This window comes from Kitasatospora acidiphila (assembly GCF_006636205.1).
Lineage (GTDB): Bacteria > Actinomycetota > Actinomycetes > Streptomycetales > Streptomycetaceae > Kitasatospora > Kitasatospora acidiphila.
Genome location: NZ_VIGB01000003.1, coordinates 175,351 through 189,794 on the forward strand (window position 1 = coordinate 175,351; position 14,444 = coordinate 189,794).

The 14,444-nt window shown below is 70.5% G+C and carries 13 protein-coding genes and 1 pseudogene; 5 read left to right on the plus strand and 9 right to left on the minus strand.

The features are described 5' to 3' along the window. The first annotated feature begins 21 nt into the window (after positions 1–21). Positions 22–1,155, plus strand: coding sequence for a site-2 protease family protein (locus E6W39_RS02055; RefSeq protein WP_141631974.1), 1,134 nt, complete (start codon positions 22–24; stop codon positions 1,153–1,155). Positions 1,156–1,174: 19 nt separating this feature from the next. On the opposite strand, the gene E6W39_RS02060 is transcribed toward E6W39_RS02055, so the two are convergent. The 3 genes from E6W39_RS02060 to E6W39_RS02070 form a co-directional block, all read right to left on the minus strand. Continuing rightward, positions 1,175–1,675, minus strand: coding sequence for a nucleoside deaminase (locus tag E6W39_RS02060; protein ID WP_141631975.1), 501 nt, complete (start codon positions 1,673–1,675; stop codon positions 1,175–1,177). Between the two features lie 68 nt (positions 1,676–1,743). Beyond that, positions 1,744–2,211: a cyanase gene (gene cynS, locus E6W39_RS02065; RefSeq protein WP_141631976.1), complete on the minus strand. Its 468-nt coding sequence runs from the start codon at positions 2,209–2,211 to the stop codon at positions 1,744–1,746. A gap of 111 nt (positions 2,212–2,322) precedes the next feature. Next, positions 2,323–2,970 (minus strand): carbonic anhydrase, encoded by a 648-nt coding sequence (locus tag E6W39_RS02070; RefSeq protein ID WP_141631977.1) that lies wholly within the window; start codon positions 2,968–2,970, stop codon positions 2,323–2,325. A 126-nt stretch (positions 2,971–3,096) separates the two neighbouring features. On the opposite strand from E6W39_RS02070, the pseudogene cynR reads away from it, so the two are divergent. After that, positions 3,097–4,004 (plus strand): annotated as a pseudogene (gene cynR, locus E6W39_RS02075) (transcriptional regulator CynR). 112 nt (positions 4,005–4,116) lie between these two features. On the opposite strand, the gene E6W39_RS02080 reads toward cynR, so the two are convergent. Both E6W39_RS02080 and E6W39_RS02085 read right to left on the minus strand, forming a co-directional pair. Next, positions 4,117–5,223, minus strand: a complete 1,107-nt coding sequence (locus E6W39_RS02080) for a hypothetical protein (RefSeq protein ID WP_181799047.1) — start codon at positions 5,221–5,223, stop codon at positions 4,117–4,119. Between the two features lie 771 nt (positions 5,224–5,994). Further along, entirely contained in the window at positions 5,995–7,299 is a 1,305-nt protein-coding gene (locus E6W39_RS02085) for a hypothetical protein (RefSeq protein ID WP_141631978.1), read from the minus strand. A 412-nt stretch (positions 7,300–7,711) separates the two neighbouring features. On the opposite strand from E6W39_RS02085, the gene E6W39_RS02090 reads away from it, so the two are divergent. Both E6W39_RS02090 and E6W39_RS02095 read left to right on the plus strand, forming a co-directional pair. Further along, positions 7,712–8,440, plus strand: a complete 729-nt coding sequence (locus tag E6W39_RS02090; protein ID WP_141631979.1) for an SDR family oxidoreductase — start codon at positions 7,712–7,714, stop codon at positions 8,438–8,440. Between the two features lie 167 nt (positions 8,441–8,607). Then, the gene (locus E6W39_RS02095; RefSeq protein ID WP_141631980.1) at positions 8,608–9,909 is read left to right on the plus strand and encodes a nucleotide disphospho-sugar-binding domain-containing protein; all 1,302 of its coding nucleotides are present in this window, start codon (positions 8,608–8,610) and stop codon (positions 9,907–9,909) included. Positions 9,910–10,220: 311 nt separating this feature from the next. Here the strand turns inward: E6W39_RS02095 and E6W39_RS02100 are convergent, their stop codons facing one another. Then, positions 10,221–10,751 carry a hypothetical protein gene (locus E6W39_RS02100; RefSeq protein WP_141631981.1) on the minus strand — a complete coding sequence of 177 codons (531 nt, stop codon included), beginning with the start codon at positions 10,749–10,751 and terminating at the stop codon, positions 10,221–10,223. Positions 10,752–10,952: 201 nt separating this feature from the next. On the opposite strand from E6W39_RS02100, the gene E6W39_RS02105 reads away from it, so the two are divergent. Beyond that, a complete protein-coding gene (locus E6W39_RS02105) occupies positions 10,953–11,156 on the plus strand; it encodes a hypothetical protein (RefSeq protein WP_141631982.1) in 204 nt (67 codons plus the stop codon). Positions 11,157–11,582: 426 nt separating this feature from the next. Here the strand turns inward: E6W39_RS02105 and E6W39_RS02110 are convergent, their stop codons facing one another. From E6W39_RS02110 to E6W39_RS02120, 3 genes are all read right to left on the minus strand, one after another. Beyond that, a complete protein-coding gene (locus tag E6W39_RS02110) occupies positions 11,583–12,890 on the minus strand; it encodes a cytochrome P450 (RefSeq protein ID WP_228717914.1) in 1,308 nt (435 codons plus the stop codon). Between the two features lie 102 nt (positions 12,891–12,992). Further along, complete coding sequence (locus E6W39_RS02115; RefSeq protein ID WP_220140148.1) at positions 12,993–13,295, minus strand: lanthionine synthetase LanC family protein; 303 nt, start codon at positions 13,293–13,295, stop codon at positions 12,993–12,995. A gap of 23 nt (positions 13,296–13,318) precedes the next feature. Next, on the minus strand, positions 13,319–14,293 hold the full coding sequence (locus tag E6W39_RS02120) for a magnesium transporter CorA family protein (RefSeq protein ID WP_141631984.1): 975 nt from the start codon (positions 14,291–14,293) through the stop codon (positions 13,319–13,321). Positions 14,294–14,444: the final 151 nt, after the last annotated feature.

The following is a 14,444-nucleotide window of genomic DNA, read 5'->3' on the forward strand; positions in this document are numbered from 1 at the left end:
ACGACGGGACCTGGTGTGGAGATGCGCGGTACCGCGTTGCTGGGCAGGATCCTCGGCATACCGCTGCGGATCCACTGGAGCGCGCCCGCTCTGCTCCTCTTCTTCGGCTACGGCCTGGCCGCCCAGACCCTTCCGGCCTGGGTGCCGGGCCGCTCCGCCACCGCCTACGGCGTCGCCGGGGTGGTCGGGGCCGCACTGCTGGCCGGGAGCCTACTGCTGCACGAGACCGCCCACGCGGTGACCGCCCGGCGCGCCGGCGTCCGGGTGGACGACATGACCGTCTTCGCCCTCGGCGGCGTCACCCGGATGGGCCGGGCACCGACCCCGCGCGTCCAGTTCACCGTGGCCGGCAGCGGACCGCTGACCAGCCTGCTGCTGGGCGGGCTGTTCCTCGGAGCCGGGCTGGGGGTGTGGGACGGGCCGCACTGGCGGCTGCCGGCCGCCGTCCTGCTGTGGGACGGCTGGGCCAACCTGCTGCTCGGCGTGTTCAACCTGCTGCCCGCCGCACCGCTGGACGGCGGCCGACTGCTGCAGGCCGCGGTCTGGCGGCGCGGCGGCGATCGGGAGCGCGCCGAGCGCGTCGCCGGCCGCACCGGCCAGGCCGCCGGCCTGCTGATGTCGGCGGGCGGCTTCGTCGCCGTCCTGCGCGGTGACGCGGCCGGCTTCTGGTTCGTGCTGGTCGGCCTGTTCGTCTGGTCCTCGGCGCTGGCCGAGGTCCGCCGCGCCACCATGGTCGCCGCGCTGCGGGGCGTGCGCGTCGCCCAGGTCATGACCGCGCCCGCGGCCGCCGGGCCCGACTGGCTCACCGTGGACCGCTTCCTCGCCGACCTCGCCACCCGCACCCACCAGCAGGTGGTCGCCGTACTCGACTTCGACGGCCGCCCGAGCGGTCTGGTCGACCTGACCCGGCTGCTGACCGTGCCGTCCGCCCGGCGGGCCGCGATCCGGGTTCGCGAGCTGGCCCGCCCGCTGCGCGAGTGCACGGTCGCCGGGCCCGGCGACGATCTCCTCGAAGTCCTCGACCATGCGACCACCCAACCGCCGATCCTGGTCCTGGACGACGGCCGGCTGGTCGGCATCGTCACCACGGACGACATCGCCAGGGCGGCTCAGCTGCGCACTCCCGCCAGCCCGGGCGCGACCAGCGAGGGCTGACCCGGACCGCTCCCCGGTCTCAGCCGGCGGTCGGGGTGCCGGCGACCCGGCGCTCGCCGCCGTTTCGCTGCTGCCAGAACCGGTAGACCTCCACCGCGTCCTCGCGCGGCTGGTAGCGCATCGGCAGTCGGCGCTGGTCCCAGTTCTTGGCGAACTCCTCGTAGAAGGTGCCCAGTTCGAAGTACTTGCGGTCGTCGACGTAGTGCGGCTCGTAGGCGTCGCGGGTGGTGAGGAAGACGACCTCGTCCGGCGAGCAGTAGTACAGCGAGCCCAGGCACATCGGGCAGGGGTGGGCCAGGACGTAGATGGTGGTGCCGGTCAGGTGCTCGGTGCCGAGCTTCACGCAGGCGTCGCGGATGGCGAGGATCTCCGCGTGCGCGGTGGGGTCGTTGGTCTGGGCGACCTTGTTGGCGCTCTCGGCCAGGACCTCGCCGTCCTTGGCGATGACGGTCGCGAACGGGCGGCCGCCCTCGGCGACGTTCTGGCGGGCGAGGTCGATGGTGCGCTGGATGAAGTCCATGGTGCTCTCCGTAGGTTGTCGGGCGGCCGGGGCGGGCCGGGTTGCGGCCCGCCCCATCGGAGTATGTGTCAGAAGGGCTTGGTAGGCAGGTACTTGCCGTCCAGGGTGATGACGGCGCGCTCGCCGCCCTCGGGGTCGGCGACCTTCTTCACGTCGAGCTTGAAGTTGATCGCCGAGATGATGCCGTCGCCGAACTGCTCGTGGACCAGGGCCTTGAGGGTGGTGCCGTAGACCTGGAGCATCTCGTAGAAGCGGTAGATGGTCGGGTCGGTGGGAATGCCGCCGGGGATCGAGCCGCGGGTGGGGACGGCCTGCAGGAGCAGCGCCGCGTCGTCGTCCAGGTCCAGCAGTTCGGCGACCGCCTTGGCGGAGGCCTCGGGCAGGGGGTGCTGGCCGAGGACGGCTGCGGTGGTGAAGGCGGCCGACAGGCCGGAGGCGTCGGCGAGCTGCTGCCAGGAGAGGTTCTTGCGGGTCTTGGCCGCGACGGCCTCGGCGGCCAGCAGCTGGCGGGCGGTGGGGTCGAACTGGGCGTGCATGCGTGGGGTCCTTTCGGGGTGTGCCGGTTCGCGCGTCGGGCGCGCGGCGGGCGAGTGCAGGGGGCGGTCCCGGGCTGGGCTGAAGAGGCGGTCCGGTCCGGGAAGGCGGGGTCAGGCCGCGAGCGGTGCGGCGTCGCCGACGGCGGTGAGCTTCTCGCCGTGGGTGGTGGCAGCGGGGTTCCCGGCGTCATCGGCCGCGGTGAGCTCCTCGACACGGCCGGTGGCGATGTCGAAGACCCAGCCGTGCAGCGTGACCGTCCGCTCGGCCAGGGCGCGGGCGACCGACGGGTGGGTGGCCAGGTTCGCCAGCTGCGCGAGCACGTTCTGCCGCACCAGGGCCGGCACATCGCCGGCGGTGCCGGTGCGGGCCACCGAGGCGTCGGCGAGCCGCAGCCAGTGGGCGACCGCCGGGGCGCCGCTCAGGTCGTGGCCGTCGGCGAGGGCGGTCATCGCGCCGCACGCGGAGTGCCCGCAGACGACGATGTCCGTGACGCCCAGCTGGGCGACCGCGTACTCGATGCTCGCCGCGATGCCGTCGGCGCCCAGCGTGAAGGCGGGGACGAGGTTGCCGGCGGTGCGGATGACGAACAGTTCGCCGGGCTCGCAGCCGGTGATCAGCTCGGGGACGACGCGGGCGTCGGAGCAGCCGATGAACAGCGTGCGGGGGGCGTGGTGGGCGGCCAGGTGGGCGAAGAGCTCCTGTTTGGCCGGGAAGACCTCCCGCTGGAAATGCGCGATGCCCTTGGCGAGGTCATGCATGGGTCACTCCCTTTCGTGGCTGTCCGCCCCGTGGGGCCGGGTGACATCCACCCTGCATGACCTGGACCTATAGTGTCCAAGACGGGCCAGCCATGGCAGCCATAGCTGTCATCTATAGTTCTGTCCATGGCCCTGGAACTGCGTCACCTGCGCTATCTGCTCGCCGTGGCCGAGCACGGCAGCTTCACCCGCGCCGCCGAGGAGCTCCACGTCTCCCAGCCCACGCTGTCCCAGCAGGTCAGGCAGCTCGAACGGACCCTGGGCACCCAGCTGCTGGACCGCTCGGGCCGCACCGTGCGCCTCACCGACGCGGGCGAGGCGTACGCCCACCACGCCCGCGGCGCGCTGCTGGACCTGGCCGCCGCCGAGCGGGCCGTCCACGACGTGCGGGACCTCTCCCGCGGGCGGCTGCGGCTGGCGGTCACCCCCACGTTCACCGCCTACCTGGTCGGCCCGCTCACCGCGGAACTCCACACCCGCCACCCCGGCATCGCCCTGACCGTGCGGGAGACCAGCCAGGACCGCATCGAAGCCGGCCTGCTGGCCGACGAGTTCGACCTCGGCATCGCCTTCCAGGGCCCCCACCTGGCCGGCATCACCGCCACCGCGCTGTTCGCCGAGACGCTCACCCTGGTCACCGGCACCCACCAGCCCACCGCCGACCGGCCGGGCCCGCTACCGGCACGCGAGCTCGCCGATCGCCAACTCGCCCTGCTCAGCCGCGACTTCGCCACTCGCGGCCACATCGACGGGTATTTCGAGCAGCAGCGCGTCAGCCCGCGCATCGCCGTCGAGGCCAACTCCATCCAGGCCCTCATCGAGGTCGTCCAGCGCACCCCGCTCGCCACCGTGCTGCCCGAAGCCGTCACGCACGACCACCCCCGCCTCACCCCCTCCCCCTCGAACCCTCCCTCCCCACCCGCACCGTCACCCTGCTGCACCGCACCGACGCCTACCAGAGCGCCGCCACCCGCGCCTTCACCCGCCTCACCCACGATCTCGTCCGCACCCGCGGCTACGCACCGTCCCCCTGAGCGCGCCCTGTCGGGCCGCAAACGCCGAGCACCCCGGGCGAGCCGAGCGGCTCACCCAGGGTGCTCAGGATCTGACGGTGTTCACCCGGTGATCACGGGGTTCGCCCAGTGATCAGGGGACGATCGGGTGCGAGATCTCGCAGCCGCCCGCACCGCCGTTGTAGTCGTTCGCCCAGGTGCCCTGCATGGCGAAGGAGCCGGTCGCGAGGGTGACGTTCTGGGCGCCGCCGACGCCGCCGGTGCCCTTCCAGGCGCACTTGTCGGCGTTCTCCTGGCCGGTCGAGTCGGTCCAACCGCCGGCCGGGTTCTGGTCGGTGATGGTCTCGGCGTACTCGTGGCCGTAGACCATGGTCACGCCGTCCAGCAGGCCCGCGTTGCCCGTGTTGACGTAGTTCTGGCCGCAGGAGGAGCCCATGTCGGTCACGTACGGGTCGTTGGTGAACGCGACGTCACCGTACGGGGAGGAGGCCGCGCCACCGGACAGCGTGGTGTCGCCGTTCCAGTCGTGCCAGGCGCAGAACTGGCCGGTGGTGGTGTTGAAGCCGTCCGGGTGGGTGCCGGTCGGCGAGAGGATCACGTACTGCACGTCGCGGTTCGAGGCGGCCGTGGTGTTGCCGAAGTGGCCGGCGGCGTTGATGGCCTCGTTGGCGAGCTGGTTGCCGGTGGCCTGGTTCGGCGCGGCGGCCGACTCGTCGACCCAGATGCCGGCCAGTGCGCCGCCGGTCGGGTAGGCGACGTGGGCGGCGGTCGACGGGCAGCTGGTGGCACCGCTGGCGATGCCTTCGCAGTACTGGGTCATGACGCCGGACCAGGTCTCACCGTTGGTGCCGAGGCCCTTGAAGAGCTGCTGGGCACGGACCGCGATGCCCATCGGGTCGCCGGAGAGGGTGGTGTAGCCGTTGGCGTCGGTGCCCTGGGTGCCCCACTGAGAGCCCTCGAAGACCAGGTAGACCTTGGCGGGGCCGGTGGTGACGCCGATGCCGTCGACACCGCCGCCGTACTTCAGGTTGGAGGTGCGCTTGCCCGCGGTGCTGCCGGCGGGGGCGCCCTTCGCGGAGATGACACCGTGCCGGTACGGGTGGCTCGGGCCGGCCAGCTCGTTGCCCGGCTGGTTCGCCTGGGCCGGGGTGGCGGCGAAGGCGGCACCGGCGAGCGCCAGCGTGCTGAGCGCGGTCAGCGCCTTGACGCGCGCCGAACGGTTGGTGGGGGACATGCCCATGTGGGGAGCCTCTCTCCTGCCGTCCGCACCGGGGTGGGGGCACGGCGGCAGCATGTGGGAATGGGGAACCAGACGGGCGTGCGGACGTCCGCACCGCGGCATGGGGTTCAGTTGCCCGAAAAGTCCTGTCGAACTGACGGGCTGACGTGGGGAGTTCACGACCCCTGCCGACCACCTGGCATGCGGTAGCAAAGCAGAGGCGTTGAATGATCGTCAATGAGCGCTGCGAGAAAAAAGATTGCAGGTCAATGCAACAGAAAGCGGATCCGCAGGCTGCCACCGGTCAATGCGCGTAGCGCGATTCCCAATAACAGTAAAGGCTGTTGTCCCAACTGTTTTCACGGAAATCGGGCCGCCTCGACGGGCCGCTCCCGGCCGCAAGGTCTGGGCAGGCAACCTCTCGCCGAGGCGGTCGCGGGCCGTCTGTGGGCAGACCAGCGACTGGGCACAGAAGCCCTCGCCGACGTGCTCACCTCCCCGGCCGCGACAGCTGGGATGGGGCGAGTCATCCTCGCGGGGCGGGGAGGGTGGGGGTGGCCATCCGGCCCAAGAGAGTGGCGAGTTGCCGGGGCATGGAGAGGAATGGCGAGTGGCCGCTCGGAGTCCTCCTCGCGCCAAGGGAGGGATTCATAGTGCGGGCGGCCGAAGGTCGGACCGAAGTACCCGAACTCGACGCTGGCGAGGCGGGTAACGGTACAGGCCGTCCTCAGGGTCGTTGGGCTTCATGGACTGAGTCTCGCACCGCTTGCCGACGGTGGTTCAGACCCCTGCTCAGTTCTGCTGGCGGGGCGTCAGGTCGCCGACGACTCCGAGCCGGATGCCCAGCCACGGATAGGTGTGGTTGAAGAACACGTTGTCCTGCGGCTGTAGCCCGACTGCCGAAGGCCACATCTGGTAGGCCGACGCGTTGGAGATTCCACCGTGCAACCGCCGCCAGACCCGCACGGAGCTCCGTCCGGACGGAGGCGCGGTGATCGTGTCGGTCCATTCGACCGCGTTGCCGCCCTGATCCAGCGTGCCCCACGGCGACGTGCTCCTCGTCTGGCCGACCGTACTGAGGCTGCCCTGGTAGAGGTCGGCGTAGGCGCGAGGGTCGAGCCCGATCGGGTTGACGCTGGAGCACTCCTCCTGCGGCCGCACCTGCGCCGGGCACCAACTCGGCGCGGGCTGGCCCGTTGCGTGGTAGGAAGCCAGCGGTTGGGTCGCCGCGTTGGTGACATCGCCGGTGGCGGGGTTGAGAACGGTGGGGCGCGGAGCGGTCGCGTCGCCGTCGCCGAAGACTCCCGGGTTGGTCGGGTACTTCCAGTACGAGTAGGTACCACCACCGCTCGGGTCGTAGTAGGCCGCCTTGATCCACTCATCCTGGCTCGGAATGACGAAGCCGGTACCGTGGGCTCGGGTCGCGTCCGGGCGAGCGAGGTCGTACATCCCGCCCTCGGTACGCGGTGACAGCTGGACCCGGTAGCTGACGTAGTGGAAACTGCCGCTGCTGCTGGAGGTCTTGGAGATCAGCCGACCGTTGTAGAGCGAGTTGACGAAGCGCGCCGCCCTCAGGAAGTTCGCGAATCCGTACGGCTTGTCCGCCCATTCCGGATACGCCACCGAATAGTGCCGGCCCCGGCCGGCATCGGCAGAGAAGTTGATCTGGCCGTACTTCGGCCACAGCGTCGAACTCTCCGTCTCGTCGTAGAGGCCATGGGGGTCGTGTCCGCCCGGATCGGCCGTGTTCAGGAACGCCACCCACTGTTCGACGGTGACCTCGAGCTGCCCGACCTCATAGGGATAGCCGACACCTCCGACCATCAGGCAGTCACTCGGTGTCTTGGGGGCGTCGGCGCAGGACCGGTAGACGGCGTCGGTGAACGGGACGACACCCACCGCAGGATTCCCCGGCGAGCCGACCATAGCGGTCGTCACCCTGATGACCGCACCCTCGCCGAAGGCGCTGTTGGGTGAAGGCGTCTCGGCGGCAGCGACACCGGAGCCGGCCAGTGCAGGGGGAACGAGCAGCGCGGATGTCCCGCACATCGCCGCAAGGACCATGCGCAGGCGAGAGCGGCTGGAAACGAATGGCATGGGTACTCCCCTTTTTCGGCCGCAGTGGCCCGCCCCGACACCGGGACGACGACACGGAGCGGCCTGACGATCACCTCGGCGGGCCCACGGTAGCCCTATCACTACTCTCCGCAGTCAATGACTCGCTGACGCGTCGCGGAATGCCATCCTCATGCCCCCTCGCATTCCCGAAAGCGCATCAGATCGATTGCCTCGTCGGCCCACAGCGGCCGCAGAGCCCCCGGGCGTTCGTCCCTCGCGCGGACCATGAACAACGGGAGGGCGGCTCGCCGGACCGGCCGATCACCCGGGCAGGCTGCAGCCGGTCCGGGCCCGGGCCCGCGCCTGCGGCCAAGGTCGGGCCTCTACTTGGGCGTTCAGTGCATTGGACGGCGGTGGATAGGATCACATTGAACAGAGGGGAGGTGTTCCCGTGGATCTCACCGGGCGCACGGTGGTGGTGACCGGAGCCGGGCGCGGGTTCGGGCGGGCGTTGGCCCTTCAGGCGGGTCGGTTGGGTGCGCGCGTGTTCGTGTCCGCGCGTTCTCTGGCGACGGCTCAGAAGGTGGCTGATGAGGTAGCGGTCGACAGCGGCGCGCAGGCCGACGCGTTCGCCTGCGATCTGGCCGATCCGGCTTCCATCCGGGCCTTCGCCGATGGAGTGGCCGCCCGCACCGACCGGATGGATGTACTGATCAACAACGGTGCCCGTTACCTGGCTGGCCCCGATCTCGGGGACGCCGACGACGACGCGATCACCGACACCATCGCCTCCGGAGCCACCGGCACGCTGCTGACGGTCAAGCACTTCCTACCGCTGCTGCGCGCTTCCGTCGGGGCTGACGTGGTCAACCTGGTCTCCTCGGCCGCGGAACCCAGGGACCACCGCTCCCAGGCGCACCCCGCGTTCTACGCTGCCAAAGCTGCTCAGGCCGGCTTCGCCGACGTCCTCTCCCACCGGCTGCGCCCCGAGGGCATCCGCGTCATCTCGCTCTACCCTCCGGACTTCATGGACGGCGACCCACTCGACCCTGCCTGGGATCACGCTTCCCGGACCACAACTGACCCACTGACCGCGCAATCCGTTCTCGACTGCGTCCTGTTCGCGATCAATCAGCCGCGAGACTGCTTCATTCGCTCCTTCCATTTCGAGCAGTTGTAGGAGCTTGCCCAGACCGACCATGACCGCCCCGGCCAAGCGCGCCACACCGCGCCTGGCGGGCGGATGTGCCGTGGTGGGTTAGCCTGCACTGCGGGCCGGGTGCGCAGGAGCGACGACAGCGACGCCGGGGTGTGCGGGGACCGGCCCGAGCCATTGGGGGGTTCCACATGTCCAAGATCATCACCGCCGCCATGCCCGCGCACGGGCACACCGCGCCGCTGCTGGCGATCACCGCCGACCTGGTGGCACGCGGGCACCAGGTGGCGTTCCTCGGCGGGGCGCGGTTCGCCGAGGCCGCCGAGGAGACCGGGGCGCGGTTCGTCGCCCTGCCGGCCGAGGCGGACTTCGACGACCGCCGGATCAACGACTGCTTCCCGGGACGGGCCGCGCTGCCGCCCGGGCCGCAGCGGTTGGCCTTCGACGCCCGGCACATCTTCATCGACCCGGTCCCCGCGCAGTACCGGGCACTGCGCGCGCTACTGGCCGAGTTCCCGGCTACGGCCGTGCTCGGCGACTGCTTCTTCCACGGCGCACTGGCCCTGGCGCTGGCCCACCCGCGCGGCGAGCGGCCGGCCGTGGTGAGCATCGGGGTGGCCCCGCCGATGCTGCAGAGCGTCGACACCGCGCCCTTCGGGCTCGCCCTACCGCCCCAGGCAGGACCGGAAGGGCGGGCCCGCCAACGTGAGCTGAACGCCGAGGCGGCGCGGCGCGGCGAGCCGCTACGGCGGTACGCGGCCGAGGTCTTCGCCGGTGTCGGGGCCGAACTGCCGCCGGGGCCACGGGGGGACGCGGCCGTGGCCGTGCCCGACCACTACCTGCAGCTGACCGTCCCGGGGTTCGAGTACCCGCGCAGCGACGCGCCGGCCTCGCTGCGGTACATCGGCGCGCTGCCACTGCAGAGCCGGGGCGAGGCGGAACTGCCGGGGTGGTGGCCGGACCTGACGGCGGCCCGCTCGGTCGTGGTAGTCACCCAGGGCACCCTGGCCAACGACGACCCGACCGCACTGCTCGTCCCCGCGGTGCGGGCGCTGGCCGACCGCCCCGACCTGCTGGTGGTCGCCGCCACCGTCCGCGAAGACGGGCCCGAGCTGCTGTCCGAGGCGCTCGGCGGCCTGCCGGGCAACGTCCGGGCCGCCGGCTACCTGCCGTTCGACCAGCTGCTACCGCACGCCGACGTGCTGATCAGCAACGGCGGCTACGGCGGCGTCCACACCGCGCTGTCCTTCGGCGTGCCACTGGTGGTCGCCGGCGGCAGCGAGGACAAGCCCGAAGTGGCCGCCCGGGTGGCCTGGCGCGGCGTGGGCGTCGACCTGCGAACCGGACGCCCAAGTGAACCGGAGCTCCGCAAGGCCGTCGACCGGGTCCTGGCCGACCCGGCCTACCGTATCAACGCCGCCGAGCTGGCCGCTGAACTCGCGGCCCACCAGCCGCTGAGGGCGATCGCCGAACTGGTGGACTCACTCGGCTGACCACGGCGGGACACCTTCGGATACCCGGGGAAGATCGACCGGCCCGGGTGGGAGCCGACCAGCCGGACGCGGCGAGCGCGGCTAGCAGTTGGTCGGCCAGGCCAGCCGGCATCCGGGGCCTGGTCGAGGAGGGCGGCGGCCCAGCGGAGCAAAACGTCGTCCACCTCGGGCACGTTCGGGGCCGAGGCTCTCGAAGTGCCCGATGAGACGCTGCCGCAAGGCACGGAAGTCCTCGCCGGTCTCCGCGCTGTTCGTCGTCACGTTCATCACCGGGTGAAGGTAGGGGGGCGCAAGAGCGGTCCGTCGACGGGTTAGCGGGCGTGCTGTCTCGGCGAAGGTCGACCGCTCTCACCGTAGTTCGGACCGCAGGTGCCCCCGGTTCGCCGGTCGGCCGGGACTGGTCGACTCAATCCACGGTCAGGCTCTGGAACAGCTGCAGCCGCTCGCGGCCTGGAGTATTGATCGGAGAGAAGGGCGTCGACGAAGTCATCGACGCCGCCGCTCACTTGGAGCGAACGGACGACGCCGTCGAAGTCCGCGAACCAGATCGTCTCCACATCCGGTGCCAGACGCTGCAGCAGCTGGAGCACCATGGCGGCAGGGACTTCGAGCTCGTCCTGCTCGGGAAGCACGAATACTGGCCTGTCGGCGAAGTAGAGGATCCGGTGGTAACGCAGCTGCCCGCGGATCTGGATTTCGATCGTTGCGTCTGCCCCGGACGGTGATCCGGAGACGGAGGCGTCGGGGCGGAGTGCGTTGGCGGTCCGGATGAGGTCGGCGGTGGTGAACTCCCGGCGTGCCCCGTGCCGTTCAGTCGGCCTCACGTAGTAGCTGCCTGACATCAGCGTTTCCTCTCGATCCTTCCGCGGCCGCGGCCATGGGACGATTCGGGTCTGGCCTGGTACGCCGTTCGTCAGCCGCATCGCCTCGAAGTAGGCGGCTGCCTTCGGATCGTTGGTGTCGATCTCCAGGCGGTTGGCGCGGTTGCGCGGGTCGTTGATCGCGGAGCCGTAGCCGCCACTGACTTCCCCGGCAACGGCAGCGTGTCGGGCTGGCAGGCCCCGAACAGCCTGGGCATGGGCCCACTGGGCAGCGCACCGTTTGCCTCGTCGGAGCCCAACGGAACCATCGACGTCTTCTGGAAGGGCAGCGGAGCCGGCAGCGGCGACATCTGGCACACCTTCTGGAACGGCGGCCAGGTCTGGGCGCCGCCGGGCGACCTCGGCGGGAACATCGCGGCCAACTGACCGGACATCAGCCAAGCACACAGGGCCTCCGTTCCACCTGTGACGACCCGTGGGCCGGCACCGCAGACGCGGTGTCGGCCCACGGGCGCTCCTGCCCTCCCGACTACCTCAAGCACGGCCCCGAAACACCCGCTGGGTCTCCGGAGCCGTTGACACATGAGAAGCGGGATCAGGTGTTCCTGGGCACGCGGATCTTCACCCATGGTGCGTCGATGTGGATGAGCAACTCCTGTGCGACCGCTGCTGCCCGACCGGTCGACACGGATCGCACCGACTACTTCTCGATCCGGCGAACCATCACTCTGCGGGACGTCAGCACCGGCAGAAGCCGAGTCGAGCATCGAGGATCCAAACGTGATGGACGGCCTTCTGCTATGCGATGGAACCCGCGCCTGCTGACTGACTCCGGAGGTTGATGTCAGCCTTTCAGCCCCCGGGCCGCCACCGCACCGGCAGAGCCTTCAACCCGTTCTGGAAGTTGGACACGAGTCGAGCAGGCGGTTCATTCGCTACCAGCTCCAGCCCTGGGAGCTCCAGAACCTGACGGATCATCGCTTTCAGCTGCGTCCGCGCCAGTTGGGCTCCCAGGCAGAAGTGCGGGCCGTAGCCGAAGCTCAGGTGGTCGTTCGGGGTGCGGGTGATGTCGAAGCGGTCGGCGTCCGGGAACACTGCCTCGTCGCGGTTGGCGGAGGCGTGGTAGACCACCACCTTCTGCCCGCGCCCGATCCGCGCACCGGCCAACTCCACGTCCCGGACGGCGGTTCGGCGGAAGTCCAGCACGGGCGGCCAGAAGCGCAGCATCTCCTCGACCGCCGATGCGAGCAGCTCGGGCCGCCGCACCAGCAGCCGGTACTGGTCCGGGTGGCTGAGCAGCGTGTACAGACCGCCCGGCAGTCCATTGCGGACCGTCTCGTTGCCGGCGACCGCGAACAGGAAGAACGCGGTCTCGAACTCGTCGGTGCTCAGGCCGCCATCGCGCATCCGCGCCAGCAGACTGCCCGGGCGGGGCTGGGAAGCCAAGCCGTGGGCATAGGCGAACATGTCGGCCAGGGCGGCCCGGGAGCGCGGGTTGACGGGGCGGCCGTCGGGTCCGGTGCGGGTGATGGGGCGTTGGGCGAGAGCGGTGCGGCCCAGGTCGGTGAGGTGGGCCGGGTCGGCGGTGCTGGAGGCGGCGTAGTCGGCGTCCTGGTAGCCGATCACCCGGTTCGACCAGTCCACCAGCAGCTGCCGGTCCTGCTCCGGCACACCCATCACCCACGCCAGCGTGCGCACCGGCAGGTCCGCCGCCAGCCGCACGAAGTCGGCCTCGCCGTCCGCCCGCACCGAGTCCACCAACTCCCGCGCGCACTCCTCGATCGCGGCCGACAACTCCCCCAGCGCACGCGGGGTGAAGGCCGCCGCCACGATCCGGCGCAGCCGCGAGTGCTCCGGCGGATCCTGATTGAGCATCATGGTGCGCGCGAACTCCAGGTCCGCGTCGGTGTCCGGATCCCGGATCTGCGTGGCGCCGAGGTGCGAGGAGAACAACTCCGGTGTGCGCAGCACGAATTTGACGTCAGCGTGCCGCAGCACCGCCCAGTACCCGGGCCCGGCCGGCCAGTCCCCCACGGCCGGCTCCGCCACCCAGCACACCGGCGCCGCCGCCCGCAGCTCGCGGAACAGGCCGTACGGCACTCCGTCGGCGTAGGTCGCGGGCTGGAAGATCCGGTTCACCATGTCCTGGCCGAGCCCCATGTCAGCCGACAGTACGGCAGCCCCTCCTCCGCACGCCAGGATGCCGTGCGATCCGAGCAACCCAGGCCTGGCTGAGCTGGTTTCGCTTGAGCATCCTGACTGTCAGTCGGTCAGCGGTCCCTGCAGGGCGAGGACCGACGGCACCCGGTCCGGTGCCGCCAGTCGCAGCAGGCCGTGGCCGATGCCGGCGACGCCGACCATCAGCGAGGGGCTGTGCACGCCGTGGGGCAGACCGCAGACCCAGCCACGCCGGTCCAGCTCGTCCAGGGTGGCGGCGGCCTGTCGCAGGCCGGCCTCCCGCCACCGGCCGCCGGCCGGCAGCAAGGGCTCCAGGTTGCCCAGATCGCCGTGGCAGAGCGAAAGGTCCGGGGGAATGGTCGCCCGCTTCGTGCCGGGCCCGGGCACTGGCCCGACCGACCCGGATGCCGTCAGATCCAGTCCCGGCGCCTGAAGGTGAAGTAGAGCAGCACCGACAGGACGATCATGATGATGGTCGAGGCCCAGAAGCCGCCCTGGGTGCCGAATCCGGGGTAGGGGACGTTCTGGCCGTAGAAGCCGGTGACGGCGGTGGGCACGGCGATGATCGCGGCCCAGCTGGTGACCTTCTTCATGATCATGTTCATCCGGTTGCCCTGCACCGTCAGATTGGTCTCCATCACGGTCGTGACCAGGTCACGCAGCGACTCGGTCCACTCGGTGGCACGCAGCACGTGGTCGTAGACGTCCTGGTAGTACGGCATCATCTGGTCGCTGACCAGGTGGATGTCGCGGCGGAGCAGCGAGTTGACGACCTCGCGCATCGGCAGCACCACCCGGCGCAGCTTGACCAGGCTCTTGCGCAGCTCGAAGGAGGTGCGCTGAACCTCCTGGATCTGCTGGGGACCGTCCTCGAAGAGCAGGTCCTCCAGTGCCTCGATTCGGTCGTCCAGCACCTGGACGGCGCTGAAGTGGCCGTCGACCAGGTAGTCCAGCAGCCCGTGCACCAGGAAGCCGACGCCCTGCTTGGCCAGGTCCGGGGCGTTGTCCCAGCGTTCGACGACGCGGTCCATGTTGCAGTGGGTGCCCTTGCGGATGGTGATCAGGGCGTTGTGGGTGATGAAGGCGGCGATCTCCTCCGCCCTGAACTCGCCGGTCCGCTCGTCGAGCGCGACCGCGTAGGCGGACAGGAACAGATGGGTGCGGTAGCGGTCGAGCTTCGGTCTCTGGTGCTCCTGGCGGGCGTCCTCGACCGCGAGGGCGTGCAGGCCGAACTCCTCGGTGATCATCTCGAAGTCCGCGGACTCCGGATCGCTGACGTCCAGCCATACCGTGCAGTCGGGGTCTCCTATGTAGTCGGAGATGTCCTGAGCTGGGAAGTCCTCCAGTTCGAGGTTGCCGTTGCGGTACAGGCGGGTGCGCGTCATGGCGGACACCTTAGCCCTGACCTGCGGCGCGGCTCGGCTCGGCGCCCGCCGCCGAGGCGCGGCGACCGGGCGGGCAGCGCCACGGCATCAAGAGATCGTTAAGGAAATCGAAGGCCCATTGGCTTCCGTAGTCCATGCATCATCCACACCG